Source organism: Brevundimonas sp. (assembly GCF_035626535.1).
Lineage (GTDB): Bacteria > Pseudomonadota > Alphaproteobacteria > Caulobacterales > Caulobacteraceae > Brevundimonas.
This window is the reverse complement of the sequence record NZ_DASPNO010000040.1, coordinates 42139-64799: the sequence shown is the minus strand read 5'-3', so window position 1 is coordinate 64799 and position 22661 is coordinate 42139. Positions and strand designations below refer to the sequence as shown.

Genomic DNA, 22661 nt, shown 5'->3' with positions numbered 1-22661 from the left:
GGCTTTCAGGATGCCATGACCCAACCCACCGCCACGCGTTCGATCAGCACGGCCCAGCCGGAAGATTATTTCCAGCTGCTGAAGCCGCGCGTGATGTCGCTGGTGATTTTCACGGCGGTCACCGGACTGGTCGTGGCGCGCGGCGACATCGGCTGGCTGACGGCGGTCATCGCCATCCTGTGCATCGCCGTCGGCGCGGGCGCGGCGGGCGCGCTGAACATGGCGCTCGAGGGCGAGACCGACGCCCTCATGCGCCGCACCCGCGGGCGGCCTGTGGCGGCGGGGCGCGTGGGCAAGAACGACGCCATGGCCTTCGGGGTCGTGCTGTCGGTGTTCTCGGTCATGCTGCTGGGCATGGCGACCAACTGGCTGGCCGGCGGCCTGCTGGCCCTGACCATCGTCTACTACGCCGGCTTCTACACCCTGCTGCTCAAGCGCCGGACGCCCCAGAACATCGTCATCGGCGGAGCCGCTGGCGCGTTTCCGCCGGTCATCGGCTGGGCCGCCGCGACGGGTTCGGCGCCGTGGCAGGCGTGGCTGCTGTTCCTGATCATCTTCCTGTGGACGCCGCCGCACAGCTGGGCGTTGGCGCTCTATTCGGCCGGCGACTACGCCAAGGCCGGCATTCCGATGATGCCGGTGGCGCGCGGGGCGAAGTCTACGCGCCTGCAGATACTGCTCTACAGCCTCGTCTTCGTCCCCGTCGCCGTCGCGCCGGGGCTGACCGGCCTCGGCGGACCGGTCTATCTGGCGGTGTCGGTCGCGGGCGGGATCGGCTTCCTGTTCTTGGCCGTACGGCTGTGGCGTTCGCGGGCCGGCGACCAGCCCGACAAGGCCGAGGCCGTGGGGCGAGAGGCCGCATTGTATGACGTGCGCGCGGAGGCCAAACCGGCCCGGAACCTGTTCGCGTTCTCGATCCTGTATCTGATGGCCCTGTTCGCGGCCCTGCTGGTCGAGAGCATGACCCCGATGATGAGGCTCTGACCGCCATGCGCCTGACCCCCGAAGAGCTCTCCGCCCGCAAGCGGCGCAACCGCGCCCTGGCCGGCGGGCTGGTCGTCTTCATCGTGCTGGTCTTCACCACCACGGTGCTGAAGATGAAGGGCAACATGGACGACCGTCAGGCCGCCGCCGCCGCGGCGGGCCAGCTGGCCGGGCAGGGCGGGTGAGGCCGCCGCCATGAACCGCAAGAACCTCATCGCCATCGCCTGCGTGTTCGCCGTCATGGGCATGACCGGAGCGGCCTTCGCCGCCGTGCCGCTTTACCGCCTGTTCTGTCAGGTGACGGGTTTCGACGGCACGGTGATGCGCGCCGACAAGGCCCCCGACACGGTGCTCGACGAGACGGTGCTGATCCGCTTCGACACCAATGTCCGCGGCCTGCCCATGACCTTCCGCGCCGAGCAGGTCAGCCAGCGGGTTCGGATCGGCGAAACCGGCCTCGCCTATTTCGACGTGACCAACACCTCGGACCGGCCGATCCACGCCACCGCCGCCTACAACGTCGTGCCGGAACGAGCGGGACCCTATTTCCAGAAGCTGCAGTGCTTCTGCTTCGAGGGGCAGGTCATCGCCCCCGGCGAGACGATGAAATTCCCCGTCCAGTATTTCGTCGCGCCCGAGATCGCCAGCGACCGCGAGAGCCGCGGCGTGCGCGAGATCACCCTCAGCTACACCTTCTATCCGACCAAGGGCGCCGAAGACGCCTCTGCCACTGGCGCGGCCGGTTAGCCGACGCTATAGCCACCCCGACACGACTCTCGACCGTTGCAAGAGACCCAGATGGCCGACGCCCACGCAGTTCCGCATCACGACTATCACCTGGTGAATCCCAGCCCCTGGCCGCTGGTGTCGTCGATCGCGACCGTCGTCATGATGGTCGGCGCCGTGGTCTGGATGAAGGGCCTGGTTCCGGCAGACTCCGGACCGCTGGCCTCGGCCCTGCTCTCGGACGGCAAGCAGGCGCTGTTCTTCGCCGGTCTGGCGGGGGTGCTGGTTTCGATGGCGGGATGGTGGTCCGACGTGATCAAGGAAAGCCGCCAGGGCGATCACACGCCGGTCGTCTCGATCGGCTTGCGCTACGGCATGATCCTGTTCATCGCCTCCGAAGTGATGTTCTTCGCCGCCTTCTTCTGGATGTTCTTCGAGATGGCGGTCTTCAACGAAGCCCGCGCCCACATTCCGGAGATCGGCAACTGGGCCGAGACCGCCGCCGCCTGGTCGACCTGGCCGCCCAAGGGCGTCGAGGTGCTGGACGCCTGGCAGCTACCGCTGCTCAACACCATCATCCTGCTGCTGTCGGGCACGACGGTGACCTGGGCGCACCACGCCCTGCAGGTCGGCGACCGCAAGGCGACCAAGATCGGCCTCGCCATCACCATCGCGCTCGGCGTGCTGTTCACGTCGGTGCAGGCCTATGAGTACAGCCACATCATTCACGAGAACCTGTTCTTCAACGAAGAGGCGCTGAACTCGGGCCTGTACGGCTCGATCTTCTTCATGGCGACCGGCTTCCACGGCTTCCACGTGCTGATCGGGACCATCTTCCTGACCGTCTGCCTGCTACGCATTCTGGCCGGCCAGATGACCCCCGAGAAGCATTTCGGTTTCGAGGCCGCCGCCTGGTACTGGCATTTCGTGGACGTGGTGTGGCTGTTCCTGTTCGCCTTCGTCTACGTCACCTTCGGGTGACCACCGGTCCCACAGGACTTGATCTTCAGCCGGCGCGGGACGAACAGTCCCGCGCCTCTTTGCTTGATGAGGTTGGGCCGATCGACCCGATCCGCGCCGGTCTGCGCTGCCGCTGCCCGAACTGCGGCAAGGGGCGGCTGTTCGAGGGCTTCCTCAAGGTGGTGGAGCGCTGCCGCGCCTGCGGCTTCGACCTCACCCGGCTGAACACCGGAGACGGCGCCGCCGTCTTCGTGATGCAGATCGCCGGCGCGCCGGTGGTGTTCGGCGCCCTGTTCGTCCAGATCGCCTACAATCCGCCGGTCTGGGCCATGGTCGCCGTGGCCCTGCCGCTGGTGGCCGGGCTGTCGCTGGGCCTGATGCGGCCCGGCAAGGGCGTCATGATCGCCCTGCAGATGCGCAACAGGACGGAGCGCGGCTGATGCGCCGTTTCCCGTGGATCCTGACAATCGCCTCGGCGCTGGTCCTGGCCGTGCTCGTGACGCTCGGCGTCTGGCAGGTGCAACGGCTGCAGTGGAAACAGGGACTGATCGCGCAGGCCGAACAGGCCGGGGCGGCCCTGCCCGAAGCGCCTTCCTGGGTCCTCGGCGCGGACAATCCCGAGTTCTCCCGGGTGGCGCTGATCTGCCCGGGGCTGGCCACGGCCCCCTATGTCGAGCTCCAGACCATCCATGAAGGCCAGCCGGGCGTCCGGCTGATCTCGGCCTGCCGACATCCCGGCTACCCCCAGACCCTGCTGGTCGATCGCGGCTTCGTCGCGGACGCCATCTCCGCCCGTCCACCGGTCGCCGCCTCGGAGGCGCCGACGCAGCTGGTCGCGCAGGTGCGAAGGACGCCTCCGCCAGGACCGATGGCCCTCGCCGCCGAAGGCCGGCGCTTCTTCGCCCGCGACAACGCCGCCATGGCCCGCGCGCTGGGAGTGGAAGGTCCGGTGGCCCCGTGGACCCTCTTCGCCCTCACCTCCTCCAACCCCGAATGGCTGGCGCTGAAGCCGTCCGCCCCTCCGGCCGCGTTCTCGAACAACCACCTCGGCTATGCGATCACCTGGTTCGGGCTGGCGCTGGCCCTGATCGGCGTCTACGTCGCCCTGCTTCGCCGCAAGCTGCGCGGCGGCCCGGAAAAGAGCCCGTCCTGACCACCACGCTCCACACCCTGTCGAACGGCGTCCGCGTCGTCTGCGATCCCATGCCCGGCCTCCGCACCCTGGCCCTGACCGTCGCCGTCCGCGGCGGCGCCAAATGGGAGGACGAGGCCCGCTCCGGCTGGTCGCACTGCCTCGAACACCTCGTCTTCAAGGGCGCGGGCGACATGGGCGCGCGCGACATCGTCGAGCGGATCGAGGCCGAGGGCGGCTCGCTGAACGCCTCGACCGGCTACGAGCGGACCAGTTTCGAGGTGCGGGCCCTGCACGGCTCACTGCCGCTGGCCATGCAGGTGGTGTCCGACCTGGTGTTCCGCCCGACCCTCGACCCCGACGAGATCGAGCGCGAGAAGGACGTGGTTGCGCAGGAGATCGCCGAGGCCTTCGACACCCCCGACGACCACGTCTTCGAAATGGCACAGACCCGGGCTTTCGAGGGCCAGCCGCTGGGCCGGCCGATCCTCGGCTCCGTGGCCAGTCTGAGGCCGATCACGCGCGCCTCCATCGGCGATTGGCGGGCGCGGCTGTATTCCCCCGACCGAATGGTCGTCGCCGCCTCCGGAGCGGTCGATGAGGCGGAACTGCTGGCGCTGACGGAGCGCTGGTTCGGCGGCGAGGCCGCGACGCCCGCCGAAGCTCCGGCGATTCCGCGCTTCACCGGCGGCGACGCGGCTCTGTCGCGGCGCATCGAACAGGCCAACATCGTCTTTCAGCTGCCCGCCCCCTCGGCCGCCGATCCGTCCTATGCGGCGGCGCGGCTGATGACCGAGATCCTTGGCGGCGGCATGGCCTCGCGCCTGTTCCAGAGCGCCCGCGAGGAGCGCGGCCTGGCCTACGCCATCGACGCCTATCACGAGCCCTATGAGGACGCCGGCATCCTCGGCATCTACGCCGGCGCGTCGGCCGACCGGGCGGTGGAGCTGGCGCGGGTTTGCGCCGCCGAGCTGAAGGCCCTCGCCGGGAGCGGACCGACGGCGGCGGAGCTGTCGCGGGCCAAGGCGGTGATGAACGCCGGCCTGTGGATGTCCGACGAAAGCCCGGCGGCGAGGGCCGGACGGGCCGCCGCGCAGGTGCTGATCTTCGGCGCCCCGATCGCCTCCCAGACCATGGCCGACCGGACGCTGGCGCAGAGCGTCGACGACGTGCGCGCGGCGGCGGCCGCCTCGCTGTCGGCCGGCCGCGCGGCGACCGCCGTGCTGGGCCCCAAGGCGGCCGCTCCGGCCGGGGCGGCCTTCCGCGAAACCCTTTTCGGCTGATCGTCGGGGGACTATCCTTCAGCCATGGCCCTGCTGGACTGGATCAACGACGCGGCCGGTCCGGTCGTGAAGGGCGAAGGCGTGATCCTGCGCCCGCCGCGCGCCTCGGACCACGAGGCGTGGGCCCGGCTGCGCCAGACCTCTCACGCCTATCTGCAGCCGTGGGAGCCGAGTTGGCCCGAGGACGACCTGACCCGCGCCGCCTTCAAGCGCCGCCTGTCGATCTACGGCCGCGAGATGGAGGCGGGGAACGCCTGGCCCTTCTTCATCTTCGCCGACGCCGACCAGTCGCTGGTCGGCGCCATCACCCTGTCGAACGTGCGGCGCGGCGTCGCCGAGTCCGGGACCCTGGGCTACTGGATCGGCCAGCCGTGGGCGGGACGCGGCTACGCCACGGCGGCGGTTCGGGCCGTGGTGGCCTACGCCTTCCATGAGCTGAACCTGCACCGCGTCGACGCCGCCTGCGTGCCGACGAACCTGGCCTCGCGCCGGGTGCTGGAAAAGGCGGGTTTCGTGCTTGAGGGACAGGCGCGGGCTTATCTCAAAATTAACGGCGCTTGGGCAGATCATCTGCTGTTCGGCATCGTCAACGACGCGGCCGGGCGCGGCGGCTGAACCGGGGTGCTCCCGGACGCCGTCCTGTCGGGACCGTCACGCGTTTTGAACACTCGCTCCAGAAGTCTGGCCTGGGACGCGACGACCGCCATCGAGGCGCTGGCCGCCGCGGACACGGCGCTGTGGATATGGACACCGTCCGACGACCAGATGCGCTTCACCGGCGCGACCCGCGCGCTGGGTCTCGGGCCGCTGGCGCCGGAGTGCTCGGGCGCGGCCTTCACCGCCGTCGCCGTCCCGTCCGACCGTTCGCTGGCCGAGCGCATCCTCAAGCCGCAGGAAGAGGGGACCGAGGTCGCCGTGCGTATGCGCATGCGCGATTCCGAGACCTGCCTGTGGCGTGGCGTGTGGTTGGAGGACGGCTTGCGCGCCGCGGGGGTGGTGGCGCTGGAGACCAAGTTCGCGGCCTCCCACCGGGACTATCTGACCGGACTGCTGGACCGCCGCACCTTCCTCGCCCGCGCCGGCGAGACCCTGACCCAGCCGGGTGATTTCGAACTGGTGGTGGCCGACGTCGACCGCCTGAGGCGCCTGAACGAGGCGCTGGGGCACGAGCGGGCCGACCTGGTGCTGGCGGCGCTGGGCTCGCGTCTGAACGGGGCCTTCGCCCAGGAAGCCAATCCCGCCCGCGTCGGCGAGGACGAGTTCGCGGTCATCGTACCGCGCGGCTCGGGCGCCGCCTCGGAGCGTCTGCGCGAAGCGCTGGAGCAGCCGTTGCGGGTCGCCGGCTTCGACATCTATCCGACCGTCTCGATCGGCGCCGTGGCCGCTGAGGGCGGGCCGGATGCGCCCGATCCGGCCGAACTGCTGCGCCGGGCCGAGCTGGCCGTCGAACAGGCCAAGACCGCCGGCCGCGGCGGGGCCGCCGCCTACGGCCGGGCGCTGGAGTCCGACAGCCTGTCGCGGCTGGCGCTCGAGGCCGACCTGCGCAACGCCTTCGTGCGCGGCGAGATCGAGCCGTTCTACCAGCCGATCGTCAACCTGAAGACCGGCGCCGTGGCCGGCTTTGAGGCGCTGGCCCGCTGGCGGCATCCGCAGCGCGGACTGGTGCCGCCCGACGAATTCCTCGGCCTCGCCGACGAAATGGGCCTGATGAACGACCTCGGCCTGCTGATGATGAGGCAGGCGTCGCGCCAGCTGGCCGAATGGCTGGTGCGCCACCCGTCGGCCGGCCGGCTGTTCTGCAGCGTCAACCTGTCGGTCGGAGAGATCGAACGGGCCAATCTGGTCGAGGACGTCGCCCGCATCATCGCCGAGTCGGGCCTGCCGAAGGGCGCGCTGAAGCTCGAGGTCACCGAGGGCGACATCATGCGCGACACCACGCGCGCCGCCGACACCCTGACCCAGCTGCGCAACGCCGGGGCCTCGCTGGCGCTCGACGATTTCGGCACCGGCTTCTCGTCCCTGACCTGGCTCGCCAAGCTGCCGTTCGATACCCTTAAGATCGACCGCTATTTCGTTCTGACTATGGACAAGGACGAGGGGTCGGCCAAGATCGTCAAGTCGGTGGTCAACCTCGGCCGCGACCTGTCGCTGGAAGTGGTCGCCGAGGGGGTCGAGAACGCCGGCCTGGCCGCCCTGCTACTGGACGCCCAGTGCCACTACGGCCAGGGTTTCGGCTACGCCCCGGCCCTGGCGGCCCAGGAGGCCGAGGTCTATCTCAACGAGTCCCTCGCCGACGGCACCGCGCCGATCAAGGCGCGCTCGGCCTAGGTCGATCCGACAGTCGCAATCGGCTCAAGACGACCTGCCGGCCAGGCCCGCAACCTCAGCTCGCATCCGTTAACCTCGACGAGTGACGCCCCCGGGTATGTAGTCCGCGGCAGGGGCCAATCCCCCGGCCTCGGCGGGAGATCGACCCATACGAGCTTCGATCGTTTCCATCTTCCTGGCGTGCGGGATGCTGGCCCTGGGCGCCTGCGCCCCGATCGACTCCAGCCCCATGACGCTGGCCGAGCGGACGGAGCATTGTCAGCGTCTGGGCACGAGCCTGGCTCCCACCGGTCGTCAGACCGCCGACGCGCGGCAGGACTATAGATGTCGGAACATTCAGGCGACCGACTACGAGCACGGCCGCCAGAATTTGAGCGAGCACGCCTCCGCGAGAGACAAGGTTCTCAGAAGGGGCGGATAGCCTGAGAATTCAGGCGCCGGCGTCCGTCTACGCCCGGCCGCTCTGCCCTGACAGCTGCGCCGGATCGACGCCCAGTCCGGCCAGCGCCTTGCCCCATTTGCCTTCGTAGTCCGGATCGAAGATCAGGTCCGTATCGGCATCGGCGGTGAGCCAGACGTTCTCGCCCAGTTCGTCCTCCAGCTGCCCCTCGCCCCAGCCGGCGTAGCCGAGCAGCAGCACGGCGCGGCGCGGACCGGCGGCGGGATCGACCATCGCCGCCAGCGCCTCGCGGGTGCCGGTCATGGCCAGGCCGTCGCCGAAGGCCAGAGAGGCGTCCTCGATCAGCCAGTCGTCGGTGTGCAGCACGAAGCCCCGTTCGCGCTCCACCGGCCCGCCGACCAGCACGGCGCACTGCGAGGCCGAGTCCGGGGCCGGGGTCTCGAGCTTGGTCAGCACCGCCTTCAGGTCGATGCCGGGCGCGGGGCGGTCGAGGCGCAGGCCCATGGCGTGGTCGGGACGGTGGGCGCAGACCAGAATGACGGCGTGTTCGAAGCGGGGATCGCTGATGCCGGGCATGGCCACCAGCAGCCGCCCGGCCAAGGATTGGAATTGGTCCATGGCGTCTATCTTGGACCCCCACGCCGGACGTGCAAGGCCGCGGGCGCGGGAAAGGTTGGCGCATCGCTTCGCAGAGCCTATCTGGACCGGGAGTTTGACCTCTCACCCCTGCTCCGGAGCCTCCCATGACCGTCCAGATCGGCGACCGCATCCCCTCGGCCACCCTGACCCGCGCCACCGACGACGGCCCGAAGCCGGTGTCCACCGACGACATCTTCGCCGGCAAGACCGTGGCCCTGTTCGCCGTGCCGGGGGCCTTCACCCCGACCTGTTCGGCGAAACACCTGCCCGGCTTCAAGGACCACCGCGAGGATCTGGCGGGCAAGGGCGTCGACACCGTCGCCTGCCTGTCGGTCAACGACGCCTTCGTGATGGGGGCCTGGGCCGACAGCCAGGGGGTCGGCAAGGATGACATCGTCATGCTGGGCGACGGCAACGGCGACTTCACCCGCGCGCTCGGCCTGTCGATGGACGCCAAGGCCTACGGCATGGGGGAGCGCTCGCAGCGCTATTCGATGATCGTCCGCGACGGCGTGGTCGAGCAGCTGAATGTCGAGCAGCCCGGCGAGTTCAAGGTCTCGTCCGCGGAGCACATGCTGACGCAGCTCTGAAAGGAGCGCTATCGCTCGCGACGCGGTTGCTCGTTGCTTGAGCGCCGTGCGGGCGCGAGGTCTGCGCCATGACCGACGTCTTCACCCCCGAGAAACGCAGCGCCGTGATGCGTCGGGTGAAAGGTCGCGACACCGCGCCGGAGCTGGCCGTGCGCCGAACCCTGCGGGCGGCGGGGGTCGGCTACCGGCTGGGCGGCGGCGCTCTGCCGGGGCGGCCCGATCTGATCATGAAGGGACGGCGCACGGCGGTGTTCGTGCACGGCTGCTTCTGGCACGGCCACGACTGCGCTCGCGGCGCGCGCCAACCCAAGGCCAACGCCGCCTACTGGACGGCCAAGATCGACCGCAACCGGGCGCGGGACGCCGCCGCGCAGGCGGCGCTGGAGGCGGCCGGCTGGCGCGTGCTGACGATCTGGGAGTGCGAGATGAAGTCGCCGGAGTTCCCGGCCCGGCTGGTCGCCGCGGTGAAGGATCAGGCGGCGGCGGTCTCGACCGCGGGGGCGTCCTCGGCCTGAGCCATGGTCATCACGTGGTTGATGGCTCCCAGCAGCATCGGCGGGGTGATCGGCTTCGGCACGAAATAGGTCATGCCCGCCGCTGTGCAGGCGGCGATGTCTTCCGGCGCCGTATCCGCCGTCACCGCGATGACCGGCACGAGGGCGTTGGGGCCGTTGCCGTCGCGGATGCGGCGGGTGGTCTCGCGCCCGTCGAGCTCGGGCATCCGCACGTCCATGAAGATCAGGTCGAAGCTTGAGGTCTCGCAGATCTTCAGTGCGGCCATGCCGTCGGCGGCGGTGGCGATGTCGCAGCCGAGCGGCTGCAGGATCAGCTGGATGGCGCGCCGGTTGATGTCGTGGTCGTCGACGACCAGCACCCGCATCGGCCGGCCGTCGTCCTCGTTCTCGTCCGCGACCGGCTCAGGCGCGGGCTCAGGCGCGGGCCCGGCCGGCTCGACGGCCGCTTCCATCAGCGACTGGGCCGCCGGCGCGGGCGTGGCCGGGGCCGAAGGCCGGCTCGAAAGCGCCCGCGCGACAGCGTCGCGGCTTTCCTGGTCCAGCGCCGGGGCGACCACGGCGCCGGCTTGGGCGGGCTCCAGCCGCAGGGCCAGGGTGAAGCTGGAGCCATGGTCGACGCGGCTGCGCGCGGTCAGGCGGCCGCCCATGAGCTCGACCAGATGCCGGCTGATCGACAGGCCGAGACCGGTGCCTCCGTGACGGGCGCTGACGCCGTCGGCGGTCTGGTCGAAGGGGGTGAACAGGCGCGCCAGCTGATCGCGCGTCATGCCCGGGCCGGTGTCGGCGACCTCGATCAGCACGGCATGGCCGCCGGCGTCTTCCGTCCAGACATTGAAGCGCAGGGTGATCGAGCCCTCGACCGTGAACTTCATGGCGTTGGATATCAGGTTGTTGAGCACCTGACGCAGCCGCATCGGGTCGCCGCGCACCGAGGTCGGCACCGAGGCGGCGCCCTCGATGCGCAGCTTCAGGCCCTTGGCCCGGGCCGGGCCGCGCCATAGCCGGGCTGACTGGTTCAGAAGATCCCGCAGGTTGAAGTCGACGGCGTCCACCGTCATGTGCCCGGCCTCGAGCTTGGCGTGATCGAGCAGGTCGTCGAGCAGGGCCTTCATCATGAAGCCGGCGTCGCTGATCAGCCGGGCCTGGGCCCGGGCGTTGCCGTCGACGGCGCCGCGCTCCAGTTCCGCCGAACCGGTCAGGATGGCGCTGATCGGCGTGCGCAGGTCATGGCCGACGGCGGCCAGGAAGGCGCTGCGGCCCTCCATGATGCGCTCGGCCGTGGCGCGCTTCTCCTCGGCGTCGATGCGCGCGGCGCTTTCGGAGTCCCGCGCCTGGTTCATGCGCTGCCAGGTCGACAGACAGTAGGTGATGAAGACCCCGACCGCGACCGAGGCTGCGGTCACGAAGGCGGGCGAGGCCCCGTGGGCAGCCATGAAGAACGGCGTCGAGGCGAGATAGAGAAACTGCGGCGTCACCGTCAGCATCAAGACCGAGGTCGAGCGCGGTGCGTTGATCATCGAATAGATCGCGCCGGCCGACAGCAGCATTGAGGCGCAGATGCCGCCCATGGCGCCGCCGACGATCCACAGCGGAATGGCCAGGCTGCCGAAATAGCTGGCGTTTATGGCCAGTATGGCGTGACCGGCCAGACTGCGCAGGCCGCGCAGCCGCTCGGTCTTGCCGTCGTTGATCGGGCCGAAAATCCACAGGTCGATCAGCTGGACCGTGAAATATCCCAGCATCCACGCGGCGCTGAGCGACCAGCCGAGCAGGGGGCTGAACACCAGCGCGCACGCGGCGGCCATGCCCAGCCGCTGCAGCAGCGCCTTGCGCCGCTGGCGGACGGCGCCGGCCCAGCTGTCGGGGGCGGCGGCAGGCATGTCGGCTTTGGCGATCGCCATGCGGCTCCCCCGGATCGGGCTCGTTCGCCCTCGTCGCATCATGCCGGGCTTGCCCTAACGCTCCGTCAACGGGCCGCCGCCGTGGCCTCCGCCGCTGTGGAGAAGCCGTCGGACTTCAGGCGGTCGGCGAGTTCGTGTTTGATCCGTCCAACCAGCCCCGGCCCCTCGAACACGAGCGCGCTGTAGATCTGCACCGCCGAGGCCCCGGCCCGCAGGCGATCATAGGCCTCCGCGCCGGAGTCGATGCCTCCGACGGCGATCAGCGGCAGGCGGCCGGCCGCCGCCTCCGCCGCCGCCTTCAGGGCCGCCCGCGCCCGCGCCTTCAGGGGCGCTCCGGACAGCCCGCCGCTCTCGTTCCGGTCCTGGGAGCGCAGGGTCTCCGGCCTGTCGAGGGTGGTGTTGGCCACGATCAGCGCGTCGATGCCGTGATCGAGGGCGGCCTCGACGATCAGGCCGATCTCCGCCCCGCCCAGGTCGGGCGCGATCTTGAGGAACACCGGCGTGGGATCGCCCCCACGGGCTTCGGCCAGCCGGCCGAGCAGGTCGTCCAGCGCCGCCCGGCCCTGCAGGTCGCGCAGCCCCGGCGTGTTCGGCGACGAGACATTGACGGTGACGTAGTCGGCCAGCCCCTTCAGCCGCCTCAGCCCGGCGACATAGTCGGCGGCCTTGTCCTCCGTCTCCTTGTTGGCCCCAAGATTGGCCCCGATCACCGCCCCGCCCGGGCGCCGGGCAAGGCGGGCCGCGAAGGCCTCGAGACCGTCGTTGTTGAAGCCCATCCGGTTGATCACCGCGCGGTCTTCAGACAGCCGGAACAGGCGCGGTCGGGGATTGCCCGGCTGCGGGCGCGGCGTGACCGAGCCGCATTCGACGAAGCCAAAGCCGAGCCGCGACAGTCCGCGCAAGGCCTCGCCGTTTTTATCCAGCCCCGCGGCCAGACCGACCGGATTGGTCAGACGCAGGCCGGCGACGGTCGTGGCCAGCACCGGATCGTCCGCGCGGGGCGCGGGCAGGGGCGTGACCCTCAGGACCTGGATGGCGAGACGGTGCGCCGTCTCGGGATCGAGCGAACGCAGGACCGCGGCCCCGATGTCGGTCATGGCCATCCGACCGCTCCGTCCTCGAAGACCGGGGTTCCGTCGTCCCGCACCGACAGGGCGCGTTCGGATCGCGCCGCCGACAGGAGCAGGGGGCCGTACACGTGCGGGAACAGGTCGCCGCCCCGCGAGGGCTCCCAGCGCAGCGCCTCGCCCAGGGCCGTCACGGCCACCTCGACCAGCACCAGCCCCCGGCGGCCGGCGTAGTGGCGGCGCGCCGTCTCCGCGAGCTGTGCGCCGCTCGACAGATGGATGTAGCCGTCGGCGCGGTCGACCGCCGACCCGTGATAGGCGCCGGCCGCGCGGGCCGCCTCCCACTCGCTGCGGTCGACCAGCTTGTAGATGGCCGCCGTCATTCCGCAGCCAGGTCGCGCGGCTGCAGATAGCCCTCGAGCGTGCGGCGTCCGGCGGCGTCGACGCTGAAGACCGCCGCCGCACCCGGCGGAAAGCCGCCGGTCATGCGGTCAAGGATCGACGGAGAGGCGGCGCTCTCGATCAGATACTCCACCGCCAGCACGTGAACCCCCGGATTGTGCGCCACCAGCATCAGGCAGCCGGCCTCGTCCTCGGCCGCCTCGACCAGCCGGCGCAGGGTGTCGGCGCCGCCGTTGTACAGCGCCTCGTCATCGCGGATCTGAACGTCGCCGAAGGCGTCGTGGAGCAGGTCCCAGGTCTGGTGCGTCCGCGTCGCCGGCGAGACCAGCGCCAGATCCGGCCGCAGCCCGCGCGCCGCCAGCGCCCGCCCCATGGCGGCGGCGTCGAGCCGGCCCCGCGCCGACAGGGCGCGATCACGGTCGCGGCCCGAGCCGGCGGCCCGCTCGGCTTCGGCGTGCCGCATCAGGATCAGTCTCTGCATGTCCGCCCTTTAGGGCCTGACGGCCGGCCTGCAAAGCAGGGGAAACGCCTCAGGCGCGCACCCGGCGGCTGCGCGAGGCCGGCTGGGGATGGAGGGCGGGCGCCAGCACGGAAGCCGTGGCCACGGCGCTGCCCGGATGCACCCGGGCATAGGCCTGTCGCGTGGCCTCCAGCAGGATGACGCCGGCGGCGCCTGGCATGACCCGGCGGCCGACCTGTTCGAAGCCGTCGGCCAGAGGCAGCAAGGGTCCCCACGGCGGCACGTACAGGGTCTGCGACCAGGCGGTGGGCTCCAGCCCGGCGTCGCGGACCAGCCGCTCCAGCTGGCGGCGGGTGAAGGGGCGGCCGTGGCCGAACGGGGTCGCCTCGACCCGCGACCACAGCCCGCCCCGGGCGGCGGCGATCAGGATGATTCGCCCGGCCGGGGTGAGGGCCCGCACCGCTTCCGCCAGCAGGCCGGCGGCGTCTTCCGCCTCCTCGAGGGCATGAACCAGCAGGATGCGGTCGAAACTCCCCGCCGCAAACGGCAGGCGCCGGTCGTCGACGAGGACGGTTCGGTTGCGCCCGACCGACGGCCACAGCTCGACCCCCTGTCCGCCCGGCATGGCGGCGACGATCCGCCGGGCCCCGACGAAGGCGTCCAGCCACGGGGTCGCATAGCCGACGCCCAGCACGTCGCAATTGGCCGCCTCGCCCCAGGCGTCCTCGAGCCGGCGGGCCAGCAGCCGTCGGGCCAGCGCGCCGGCCGGCTCGCCGTAGAAGGTCCGAAGCTCCTCGATGCTGCGCCGCATCCGGTCACCATAGGCCGCGGAAGGGGCCGCTGCTAGAATGCGGCATGCCCCTGGACGTTCGCCTGTTCCCCTGCCTTTCCGACAACTACGGCTTCCTCGTCCGCGACGTCGCCACCGGCGCTGTGGCGACGATCGACACGCCGGACGCCAACGCCATCCTCGCCGATCTGGAGCGCTCCGGCTGGGGACGGCTGGACCTGATCCTCAACACCCACTGGCATCTGGACCACACCCAGGGCAACGCGGCCGTCAAGGCGGCGACCGGCTGCGGGATTCTCGGCCCGGAGGAGGTTCGCCGGGCGGCTCCGCTGGACGGTGTCGTCCGCGGCGGCGAGACGGTGATGCTGGGCGAAACCGGGCTGGAAGTGACCGATACGCCCGGCCACACCCTCGGCCACATCGTCTACCGTGACCCGGCCGGCGGCCAGGCCTTCGTCGGGGATGTGCTGTTCGCGCTCGGCTGCGGCCGCCTGTTCGAGGGCACGCCGGAACAGATGTGGGACAGCCTGCAGAAGCTCGCCGCCTGGCCCGACGGGACCACGGTCTGGTGCGCTCACGAATACACAGCGGCCAACGCCCGCTTCGCCCTCAGCCTCGATGACCGGCCGCAGATGGCGGCGCGGGCCGCGGCGGTGTTCGCGGCGCGGGAGCGGGGTCAGCCGACGGTTCCGACCACCATCGGAGCGGAGAAGGCGTTCAACCCATTCCTGCGGGCCGCCGACGCTGCGGATTTCGCGACCCGGCGAGCGGCCAAGGATCAGTTCCGCGGTTAGGTGCGGGGCACGATGGCGCGGATCACCCGGGCCGAGGAGGGTCGCCCGGCCATGCCCTCGCCCGGGTCGACGGTGACGGTCAGGACGCCGCGCGAATAGGTCACTCCGGCCCGCGAACCCTCCACGATCGAGATGCGGCGCAGTTCGGCGACATACTGCCGGGCGGTGGGCGAGCGGGCGATGCGGATGACAGCCTCGGTGGTGACGACCAGGGCCTCGACGCACAGGGCTTCCGACTGGTCGCCGTCCAGATCGACCTGGACGAGATGGCCGACGACCTGGCTGACCATGGCGCTGCGCTGGGCCATCAGGCGGAACAGCAGCATCGGGCCGAGCGTCGGCGGGGTCAGGCTCCGGCCCGCGCCGCTGAACGAGGCGGGCGATCCCCCGGGCGCGCGAGACGTATAGACGGTCATGCCGCCGCTGGGCGTCACCCGCAGCACCTGCTCGCCGGCGTCGTTGCGATAGATCACGTCGCCGCGCGGCGCCGCGGTGGGCCTCAACACCCATGTCTCGTCGCGCCGGTCGAAGCGCAGCAGCGGATGGCGTCCGGAACGGTCGAGGATGAAGCCCTCGCCAGACTCCGCCACATAGCGGCCGACGGGCGGCAGGGCCGGCGCGGACGGCCGGCGATCGCGCAGCGACTGGCTCTGCTCGGCCTGGGCGTTGCCGCGGTTTTGGGCGGTGGCGTCGGAGGCGACGAACAGCAGCGACAGCACGGCCGCCGCGAGGGCGATCGCCATCGCGGTCAAAAGCGGCCTGCGCGCCGTTCTGACCCTCGCCGTCAACTCCATGGCGTCCGTCGTGGAATTGCTGCGCGGCGGATTTTGGGCGGCCGCGCCCTAGCCCACCAGATACTGACCGCCGTTCAGCGACAGGGTGCAGCCTGTGACATATCCGGCACGTTCCCCGGCCAGCCACGACACCATATCGGCGATTTCCTCGCCTTTTCCGAGCCTTCCCACCGGGATCTGGGCGACGATTCCGGCCAGGACCTTCTCGTCCATGGCCCCCACCATCTCGGTGTCGATATAGCCGGGGGCGATACAATTCACCGTGACCCCCTTGCGCGCATTCTCCAGCGCCAGCGCCTTGGTGAAGCCGATCATCCCCGCCTTGGCGGCCGAATAGTTGGTCTGGCCGATCTGGCCCTTCTGGCCGTTGATGGAACTGATGTTGACGATGCGTCCGAAGCCGCGGTCGCGCATGCCGTTGATGACCTGCCGCGTCATGTTGAAGACGCTGTCCATATTGACCCGGATCACGTCGGACCACTGGTCGGCGCTCATCTTGTGGAAGAAGCCGTCGCGGGTGATGCCGGCGTTGTTGACCAGGATGTCGATCGGGCCCAGCTCGGCCTCGATCTGCTGCACCGCCCGCTGGCAATCCTCGAACGAGCCGACGTTGCCCTTGACCACCATGACGCCGAGCTCCTCGGCGGTCGCCCGCGCGGCCTCCTCGTTGCCGGAATAGCCGGCGGCCACGGCCATGCCGTCTTCTTTCAGCCGCTGGGCGATCGCCTTGCCGATGCCGCGGGTGCCGCCCGTGACCAGAGCCACTCGTGCCATGTCCGTTTCCCTGTCCTGAGCGGCGGCCTCTCGTCCGGGCCGCCTGCTTATGGATACGCTTTAGCCCGCCAGCCGTTGCGCGGAAAGGACAGGCTCACGCGGCTTTATCGAAGCGGCCCATGTCGATCACGAAGCGGTAGCGCACGTCCGAGCGCTCCATGCGGGCATAGGCTTCGTTGATCTGGTCCGGCGCGATGACTTCGATATCGCAGGCCAGGCCGTGTTCGGCGCAAAAATCCAACATTTGCTGGGTCTCGCGGATCCCGCCGATCAGCGACCCCGCGATGCGCCGGCGGCGCCACAGCAGCGGCATGGCGTAGACCGGCAGGCCTTCGGTGGTCAGGCCCAGCATGACCATGGTGCCGTCGCGCGCCAGCAGGTTCACATGGCTGGCGATCTCGTGCGTGGCCGAGACGGTGTTGATAATCAGGTCGAACGTTTCGCCGGCCGCCTTCATGGCCGCCCTGTCCGAGTTGATCAGGAAATGCTTCGCGCCCATCCGCTCGGCGTCGGCCTTCTTGCGGTCGGAGGTCGACAGCACCGTCACCTCCGCCCCCATCGCCGCGGCCAGCTTGACGGCCATGTGGCCAAGTCCGCCCAGCCCGACTACCGCGACCTTCGATCCCGGCCCGATCCCCCATTGCCGCAGCGGGCTATAGGTCGTGATACCGGCGCACAGCAGGGGCGCGGCGACGTCCAGCGGGATGCTGTCGGGAATGCGCAGCACATAGTTCTGGTCGACCGTGATGCGATCGGAATAGCCGCCCTGGGTCATGGTCTGCCCGACCGCTGCGCCCTTCGGATCGGGGGAGCCATAGGTCTGGGTCATGCCGGGAACGCAGTACTGCTCCTCGCCCTCGAGGCAGGCCGGGCAGGTCCGGCAGCTGTCGACCATGCAGCCGACGCCGACCCGGTCGCCTTCCCGGAACCGCGTCACATTAGTCCCCACCGCCGTCACCACGCCGGCGATCTCATGGCCCGGGACGATCGGATAGCGGGTGTTGCCGAGGTCGTTCTTCGCCACGTGCAGATCCGAGTGGCAGACGCCGCAGAATTTGATGTCGATGGCCACGTCGTCCGGGCCCGGATCGCGCCGGTCGAAGCTGTACGGCGTCAGCGGGGCGTCGGCCGCGGTGGCGGCGAAGGCGCGGGTGGCGATGGGCATGGCGGATTTCCGGAAGCGCGGGGAGGGTGGCGCCTCTAGCTAGGCGCCGCGCCTTTCCGCGGCAACCGCCGTCACTCGCCGAGCGAGACCTCGCGCCGGGTGTCGTCGCCGTAGGTGAGGCGCCGGATGCGCGCCTTCCGTTCGGCGTGGTCGAACTCGATCAGCTCCACCCCGCCGCCGCCTTCTGCATCGGTCACCAGCCGCACCGGCACGCCGGTGTCGTTGTTGTTCAGCTGGATCGCGGCGGCGCCCGTGCTCGACACCACCAGTCCCAGTCGGTCCGGCATCGGCGCGCCTACGCCGGCCGGCGCGTCCAGTGCGATGGACGCCTGGCCATTCTCGAAAGTGCCCATGCCGCCGCGTTCGGCGCCGGTCTCGTCATAGATCCAGACGGCGGCGGAGCGCCCGTGCCGGCGGCCCGTGTCTTCGCCCATCACCACCCGCTCGACCCCGCGGGAGTCGACCAGCGCGATCCGCCGCGCCTTGATCTCGTCCTTGATCGGGTCGCGCGCGGCCCCGCTCACCAGCACCGCGGCGAGGCCAAGTCCCATCGCCACGGTGACTGCCTGCAAACGGCCGACCTGCTTCTGCAGGCGGACGATCGTTTCATCACCGGTCATTGCTGCCTCCTATCGTGCGTGGCCAGCTACCTATCAAAGCAAGGGTCATCGGGTTGCTTAATTCGCCGTAATGCCAGGCTGGCCGCGGAGGGGCGCAGACGTGTTCAGTTCACCAGCCGTTGCGGCCGTCGACGTAGCGCACCGGCACGGCAGCGAGGTCAAAGTCGTCGAACAGCCGCGCGTTCAGGGTGATCCGTTCTGGCCGGTCCTCGCCCTCGTCCGTCGTCCACGCATCCGACTCCGCGAAAACGGCGCAGCCGCACGTCGCGCAGTGATGGAAGGTCATCATCCGGTCGCCCCACTCGTAGGCGACGAGCGTCTCCGGCGTCAGGCTGAGCTCGACCTCCTCCGGCGCGTAATAGGCTGCCACCGTCCCCCGTTTGGTGCAGCTCGAGCAGTTGCAGTGGGTCACCATCTCCGGGGCCGGGGCGGTGAACCGCTGGGCCCCGCAGTGGCAGCTTCCCTGCACCCGGCCGGTCACTGTCCCAGCTTCGCGATCAGCGCCTGCGCCGCCGCCGGATTGCGCACCTTGGCCCCGGAGATGAAGTAGGCGAACACGTCGCCCTTCTTCGCCCATTCGCGGGTCTGCTTCACGATCCCGTCCAGCTCGGCGGAGGTCATTCCGGTGGGCTCATCCTCCCGGCTCGACATAAGCCGGGCGTATTTGAAGTCTGCGGTGTCCTGATCGATGCGCGGCCATTCCGGCGCCTCGTCGTCATGGCCGTAGACGATCGCCGCTCCGTATTCTCGGGCGAGGTCGTAGAACCGCTCGTTGTCGAAGGTGCCGCTGCGGACCTCCAGCGCATGCCGCAGCCGGACCCCGTCCTTCTCCTTCGGCAACAGCTTCAGGAAGCCCTCGAAGTCGACCGGGTCGAACTTCTTGGTAGCCATGAACTGCCAATTGATCGGCCCCAGTTTGTCTCCCAGGGCGGCCAGCCCCTGATCGAGGAACCGTTCCAGGCTCTCATTGCCCTCGGACAGCACCTTGCGGTTGGTGCAGAAGCGGCTGGCCTTGACCGCGAAGACGAAATCGTCGGGCGTCTCGTCGCGCCACTTCATCCACGTCTCGGGCTTGAAGCCGGAATAGTAGGTGCCGTTGATCTCGATCGAGGTCGTGTGCCTGCTGGCGTATTCCAGCTCACGCTTCTGACTCCACTTCTCCGGATAGAAGACGCCCCGCCACGGTTCATAGGTCCAGCCGCCGATTCCGACGCGAATGGTTCCGGTCATGCCGTCTGCTCTCCGCCCATCCATTGTCCGAAGGTGATCCAGAAGCCGTTCAGGTCGCGCACGATGAATTCGCGCATGCCGTGGTAGGCGTCATAGACGTCCTGGATGATCTCGATCTCCTCCGGCAGGCGATCGCGCCACGCCCCGACGTCGTTCACGCCCACATAGAGATCCACGTCCCGGCGGTCATGTTGGGCGGGCCGGCCGCCGCAGTTCAGCATCACCGCGTTTTCGCCCAGCGTCAGTTTCGCCCAGGTCGTCTCGCGCCCGTCCGACGCCGAGCCCTCGATGGTGAATCCGAGCCGTGCGTACCAGGCCGCCGCCGCCTCGACGTCGGGCACATGGATCATCGGCGTGACGGTCGTCGGCATGTCCGGGCTCCTGTCGCCGGCGACCTTCGTCTGCTCGCGCGCGCCGATCAAGCCGCCCCGACCAGCATCCGGTAGGCCGCGGTCGCCTGCGCCCGCGCCGTCTCGTCGTCCAGCAGGCGGCGCGAATGCCCGTAGGCCAGCACGATGCCCTTGAACTGGAACACCAGCACTTCCAGGGTGGCGTCGTCGGCGTTCGGATTCAGCGTCCGGAACTCGCGCTTCAGCACCCTGGCCCAGCGTTGCTGGCTGGCCTTCAGCGTGTCGCGCAGCGGTCCGGGCTGGTCGTCCAGTTCCATCGCCGCCGCCTTCAGCGGGCAGCCGCCGGGGCGGTCCTCGCCATCGATCCAGTCCAACTCGCCCTGAAAGATGCGGTCCAGCCGCTCGCGGCCGGGGGGCAGGGGCTCGGCCGGCCGCCACACCGCCTCGGTGAAGCGCTCGATCATGGTGTCGACCACCTCTGCCTGCAGCGCCTCCTTGGACTGAAAATGCTTCAGCACCGCGCTCTTCGACACGCCCGCGGCGCCGGCGACGTCCTGCAGGCTGACGGCCGCCAGACCGCGCACCGTGACCTGCGTCATCGCCTCTTCGATCAGCCGGGCGTGGGTGGCGGCGCCTTTGGGCGGCATGCAGACCTCCATGACAAAAGTATCCGAGCGGACACTTTTCTGTTGACTCGAAGTGACCGAGCGGTCACTCATATGTGCACGGTCGGTCACTTTCGCACGAACCGGCCGCCTTGAACAGCCCCAGAAGACCAGCCCAGGAGGCTCCGATGCTTCTCATGTCCCTGATCGCCGCGACCCTCGCGGCCGCCCAGCCCGCTCCTCTTCTCGACGCCGCCGCCACCCTCGCGGCCCCGGGCGAGGCCCGCCGCCTCGTCCTCGACGGCCGCTCGTGGTCCTGCGGGCCGGACGGCGCCTGCGTCGCCCGCGGTCCCGGAGCCTCGCAGCCGGTGCTGCGCGAATGCCGCCGCTTCGTCGCCCGCTTCGGCGCGGTGACCCGCTACGAGCGGAACGGCGTCGCGCTCACCGAGGCCGAGCTGGCCCAGTGCAACGCGGCCGCCGCCTGAACGCCGTCTAGGATCCGATCACCGCCTCGATGCCGGCCAGCAGGCTGGCGGCGGTGATCGGCTTGGCGACATGGCTGTCCGCCCCGGCCGCCAGCGCGTCCTCGCGGTGCTCGGCCATGGCGTTGGCGCTCAGCATCACCACCGGCGTCCGCGCCAGGCCCGGGCTGGCGGCTTCATGGGCGCGGATCTCCCGCGTCGCCGTCAGCCCGTCCATGACCGGCATCTGCATGTCCATCAGCACCACGTCGAACGGCCCCGCCTTGAAGGCCGCGACCGCCTCGGCGCCGTCGCCGGCGATCACCACCTCGGCACCCTGGCTGGCCAGGATCAGCTGCACCACGCGCTGGTTGGTCGGGTGGTCCTCGGCCAGCAGCACCCGCAGGGTCCGCCCGGGCTTCGGCGAGCCCGGGGCCGCGGCGTCGGGCTTGCGGGCGTCGTAGTCGGCGAGGCTGCCGGCCCGGTTCAGCGGCAGGACGAAGCGGAACCGGCTCCCGACGCCGGGCGTGGAGCGGGCCTCGATCTGGCCGCCCATCATCTCGACCAGCGACCGGCAGATCGACAGGCCCAGGCCGGTGCCCCCGAACCGGCGGGTGATGGTGCTGTCGGCCTGGTTGAAGCGGTCGAAGAGCCGCGCCGCGTGGGCGGAGCCGAAGCCTACTCCGGTATCCTCGACGGTCAGGGCCAGCCAATGGGCGTCGCCCAGCCCCTCCGGGTCCTCGGACCAGACCTCGACCGAGACCGACACCGCGCCCTCAGCGGTGAATTTGACTGCGTTCGACAGCAGGTTGCCGAGCACCTGCCGGATCCGCGTGCTGTCGCCCATGAACACGCCCCGCGCTTCCGGCGAGCGGCGGACGTGGAAGGCCAGCCCCTTGTCCCCGGCCCGGGCCCGCATCATAGCCAGCGGCTCCAGCGCCTCCTCGAGATCGAACGGCCGGCATTCCAGATCGAGCTGCCCGGCCTCGATCTTGGAGACATCGAGGATGTCCGAGACCAGTCGTTCCAGCGTATGGCCGGAACTGCGGATCAGTCCCACCATCTCCGCCTGCTCGGCGGACATCGGCGTGCGCGACAGCGCGTCGACGATCCCGATCACCCCGTTCAGCGGGGTGCGGATCTCATGGCTCATATTCGCGAGGAAGTCGGACTTGGCCCGGTTGGCGGCCTCGGCCGCGGCCATGGCGTCGCGCAGGGTCTGTTCGGCCGCGACCCGGTCGGTGACGTCCCGCGCCACGCCGTAGATGCGGTCGCCGAACCGTTGCGCCCGCCATTCCAGGGTGCGGTAGTTGCCGTCCTTGTGACGGTAGCGGTTGATCTGGCCCAGCACCGGATCGCCGGGCTTGCGGTTCTCCACCTCGAGCACGCTCTGCCGCGTCGCCGGCATGTCGTCGGGGTGGACCAGCCGCAACAGGAGGGTTCCCTGCATTTCCTCGGGCGTATAGCCCAGCGCGGTCTGCCAGGACTGGCTGACCCTGACGACCCGCCCCTCGAGATCGCGAATGACGAGCAGGTCGAGCGAGACGTCGAAGAACCGCGCCAGTTCCGCGTCATCGCCGGCGAGACCGGCGCCGTCGTACAGGGCGGCGACCGCGCTGCAACTCATGCTGGTATTCGCCTCCGCCTCCGAACGAGCAGGCATAACCCGGTTCGGGTTAAGGCCGCATTGC

28 protein-coding genes are annotated in these 22661 nt (G+C 70.1%); 13 read left to right on the top strand and 15 right to left on the bottom strand.

Annotated features, from left to right (window positions below; translation table 11 throughout):
• The first annotated feature begins 15 nt into the window (after positions 1–15).
• From cyoE to VEC04_RS05915, 9 genes are read left to right on the top strand one after another with little or no spacing between them, the layout of a single operon-like run.
• Entirely contained in the window at positions 16–984 is a 969-nt protein-coding gene (cyoE, locus tag VEC04_RS05955) for a heme o synthase (RefSeq protein ID WP_324774806.1), read from the top strand.
• A gap of 5 nt (positions 985–989) precedes the next feature.
• Entirely contained in the window at positions 990–1169 is a 180-nt protein-coding gene (locus tag VEC04_RS05950) for a hypothetical protein (RefSeq protein WP_324774804.1), read from the top strand.
• Between the two features lie 10 nt (positions 1170–1179).
• Positions 1180–1731 carry a cytochrome c oxidase assembly protein gene (locus VEC04_RS05945; protein ID WP_324774802.1) on the top strand — a complete coding sequence of 184 codons (552 nt, stop codon included), beginning with the start codon at positions 1180–1182 and terminating at the stop codon, positions 1729–1731.
• 51 nt (positions 1732–1782) lie between these two features.
• Positions 1783–2691 (top strand): cytochrome c oxidase subunit 3, encoded by a 909-nt coding sequence (locus VEC04_RS05940; protein WP_324774801.1) that lies wholly within the window; start codon positions 1783–1785, stop codon positions 2689–2691.
• 59 nt (positions 2692–2750) lie between these two features.
• The gene (locus VEC04_RS05935) at positions 2751–3110 is read left to right on the top strand and encodes a DUF983 domain-containing protein (protein WP_324774799.1); all 360 of its coding nucleotides are present in this window, start codon (positions 2751–2753) and stop codon (positions 3108–3110) included.
• Positions 3110–3823: an SURF1 family protein gene (locus tag VEC04_RS05930; RefSeq protein ID WP_324774797.1), complete on the top strand. Its 714-nt coding sequence runs from the start codon at positions 3110–3112 to the stop codon at positions 3821–3823. The genes VEC04_RS05935 and VEC04_RS05930 overlap by 1 nt, the downstream gene beginning before the upstream one ends.
• 50 nt (positions 3824–3873) lie before the next feature.
• Positions 3874–5085 carry a pitrilysin family protein gene (locus VEC04_RS05925; RefSeq protein ID WP_324774795.1) on the top strand — a complete coding sequence of 404 codons (1212 nt, stop codon included), beginning with the start codon at positions 3874–3876 and terminating at the stop codon, positions 5083–5085.
• 24 nt (positions 5086–5109) lie between these two features.
• Positions 5110–5700, top strand: a complete 591-nt coding sequence (locus VEC04_RS05920; RefSeq protein ID WP_324774793.1) for a GNAT family protein — start codon at positions 5110–5112, stop codon at positions 5698–5700.
• 45 nt (positions 5701–5745) lie between these two features.
• Positions 5746–7413: a bifunctional diguanylate cyclase/phosphodiesterase gene (locus VEC04_RS05915; RefSeq protein ID WP_324774791.1), complete on the top strand. Its 1668-nt coding sequence runs from the start codon at positions 5746–5748 to the stop codon at positions 7411–7413.
• Between the two features lie 448 nt (positions 7414–7861).
• Here VEC04_RS05915 and VEC04_RS05910 read toward each other — a convergent pair whose 3' ends face one another.
• Positions 7862–8431, bottom strand: a complete 570-nt coding sequence (locus VEC04_RS05910) for a YqgE/AlgH family protein (RefSeq protein ID WP_324774789.1) — start codon at positions 8429–8431, stop codon at positions 7862–7864.
• 125 nt (positions 8432–8556) lie between these two features.
• Here VEC04_RS05910 and VEC04_RS05905 point away from each other — a divergent pair, with 125 nt between their 5' ends.
• Positions 8557–9042 (top strand): peroxiredoxin, encoded by a 486-nt coding sequence (locus tag VEC04_RS05905; RefSeq protein WP_324774787.1) that lies wholly within the window; start codon positions 8557–8559, stop codon positions 9040–9042.
• Positions 9043–9110: 68 nt separating this feature from the next.
• The gene (locus VEC04_RS05900; RefSeq protein WP_324774785.1) at positions 9111–9557 is read left to right on the top strand and encodes a very short patch repair endonuclease; all 447 of its coding nucleotides are present in this window, start codon (positions 9111–9113) and stop codon (positions 9555–9557) included.
• Here the strand turns inward: VEC04_RS05900 and VEC04_RS05895 are convergent.
• The 5 genes from VEC04_RS05895 to VEC04_RS05875 form a co-directional block, all read right to left on the bottom strand.
• Entirely contained in the window at positions 9515–11458 is a 1944-nt protein-coding gene (locus tag VEC04_RS05895; protein WP_324774783.1) for an ATP-binding protein, read from the bottom strand. The two genes, VEC04_RS05900 and VEC04_RS05895, sit on opposite strands and share 43 nt — an antisense overlap.
• Positions 11459–11523: 65 nt before the next feature.
• Positions 11524–12561, bottom strand: coding sequence for a quinone-dependent dihydroorotate dehydrogenase (locus tag VEC04_RS05890; RefSeq protein ID WP_324774781.1), 1038 nt, complete (start codon positions 12559–12561; stop codon positions 11524–11526).
• Entirely contained in the window at positions 12552–12908 is a 357-nt protein-coding gene (locus VEC04_RS05885) for a DUF952 domain-containing protein (protein WP_324774779.1), read from the bottom strand. The genes VEC04_RS05890 and VEC04_RS05885 overlap by 10 nt, the downstream gene beginning before the upstream one ends.
• The gene (locus VEC04_RS05880; RefSeq protein WP_324774777.1) at positions 12905–13408 is read right to left on the bottom strand and encodes a SixA phosphatase family protein; all 504 of its coding nucleotides are present in this window, start codon (positions 13406–13408) and stop codon (positions 12905–12907) included. The genes VEC04_RS05885 and VEC04_RS05880 overlap by 4 nt, the downstream gene beginning before the upstream one ends.
• A 49-nt stretch (positions 13409–13457) precedes the next feature.
• A complete protein-coding gene (locus VEC04_RS05875) occupies positions 13458–14198 on the bottom strand; it encodes a class I SAM-dependent methyltransferase (RefSeq protein WP_324774775.1) in 741 nt (246 codons plus the stop codon).
• A gap of 44 nt (positions 14199–14242) precedes the next feature.
• Between VEC04_RS05875 and gloB the strand changes: the two genes are divergently transcribed.
• Positions 14243–14971, top strand: coding sequence for a hydroxyacylglutathione hydrolase (gene gloB / locus VEC04_RS05870; protein WP_324774773.1), 729 nt, complete (start codon positions 14243–14245; stop codon positions 14969–14971).
• Here gloB and VEC04_RS05865 read toward each other — a convergent pair.
• The 8 genes from VEC04_RS05865 to VEC04_RS05830 all read right to left on the bottom strand — a co-directional run bounded on the left by VEC04_RS05865 (position 14968) and on the right by VEC04_RS05830 (position 20551).
• Entirely contained in the window at positions 14968–15714 is a 747-nt protein-coding gene (locus VEC04_RS05865; RefSeq protein WP_324774771.1) for a DUF4908 domain-containing protein, read from the bottom strand. The two genes, gloB and VEC04_RS05865, sit on opposite strands and share 4 nt — an antisense overlap.
• 99 nt (positions 15715–15813) lie before the next feature.
• A complete protein-coding gene (gene phbB / locus VEC04_RS05860; RefSeq protein ID WP_324774769.1) occupies positions 15814–16539 on the bottom strand; it encodes an acetoacetyl-CoA reductase in 726 nt (241 codons plus the stop codon).
• A 94-nt stretch (positions 16540–16633) separates the two neighbouring features.
• On the bottom strand, positions 16634–17704 hold the full coding sequence (locus tag VEC04_RS05855; protein ID WP_324774768.1) for an NAD(P)-dependent alcohol dehydrogenase: 1071 nt from the start codon (positions 17702–17704) through the stop codon (positions 16634–16636).
• A 71-nt stretch (positions 17705–17775) separates the two neighbouring features.
• On the bottom strand, positions 17776–18324 hold the full coding sequence (locus tag VEC04_RS05850) for a hypothetical protein (RefSeq protein WP_324774766.1): 549 nt from the start codon (positions 18322–18324) through the stop codon (positions 17776–17778).
• A 109-nt stretch (positions 18325–18433) separates the two neighbouring features.
• A complete protein-coding gene (locus VEC04_RS05845; RefSeq protein ID WP_324774764.1) occupies positions 18434–18805 on the bottom strand; it encodes a GFA family protein in 372 nt (123 codons plus the stop codon).
• Complete coding sequence (locus VEC04_RS05840; protein WP_324774762.1) at positions 18802–19554, bottom strand: DUF72 domain-containing protein; 753 nt, start codon at positions 19552–19554, stop codon at positions 18802–18804. Before VEC04_RS05840 ends, VEC04_RS05845 begins: the two co-directional genes overlap by 4 nt.
• A complete protein-coding gene (locus tag VEC04_RS05835) occupies positions 19551–19925 on the bottom strand; it encodes a VOC family protein (protein ID WP_324774760.1) in 375 nt (124 codons plus the stop codon). Before VEC04_RS05835 ends, VEC04_RS05840 begins: the two co-directional genes overlap by 4 nt.
• A gap of 47 nt (positions 19926–19972) precedes the next feature.
• The gene (locus VEC04_RS05830) at positions 19973–20551 is read right to left on the bottom strand and encodes a TetR/AcrR family transcriptional regulator (protein WP_324774758.1); all 579 of its coding nucleotides are present in this window, start codon (positions 20549–20551) and stop codon (positions 19973–19975) included.
• 146 nt (positions 20552–20697) lie between these two features.
• On the opposite strand from VEC04_RS05830, the gene VEC04_RS05825 reads away from it, so the two are divergent.
• Complete coding sequence (locus VEC04_RS05825) at positions 20698–20994, top strand: CC_3452 family protein (RefSeq protein ID WP_324774756.1); 297 nt, start codon at positions 20698–20700, stop codon at positions 20992–20994.
• A gap of 7 nt (positions 20995–21001) precedes the next feature.
• On the opposite strand, the gene VEC04_RS05820 is transcribed toward VEC04_RS05825, so the two are convergent.
• Positions 21002–22597 carry a PAS domain-containing hybrid sensor histidine kinase/response regulator gene (locus tag VEC04_RS05820; protein ID WP_324774754.1) on the bottom strand — a complete coding sequence of 532 codons (1596 nt, stop codon included), beginning with the start codon at positions 22595–22597 and terminating at the stop codon, positions 21002–21004.
• Positions 22598–22661 lie beyond the last annotated feature (64 nt).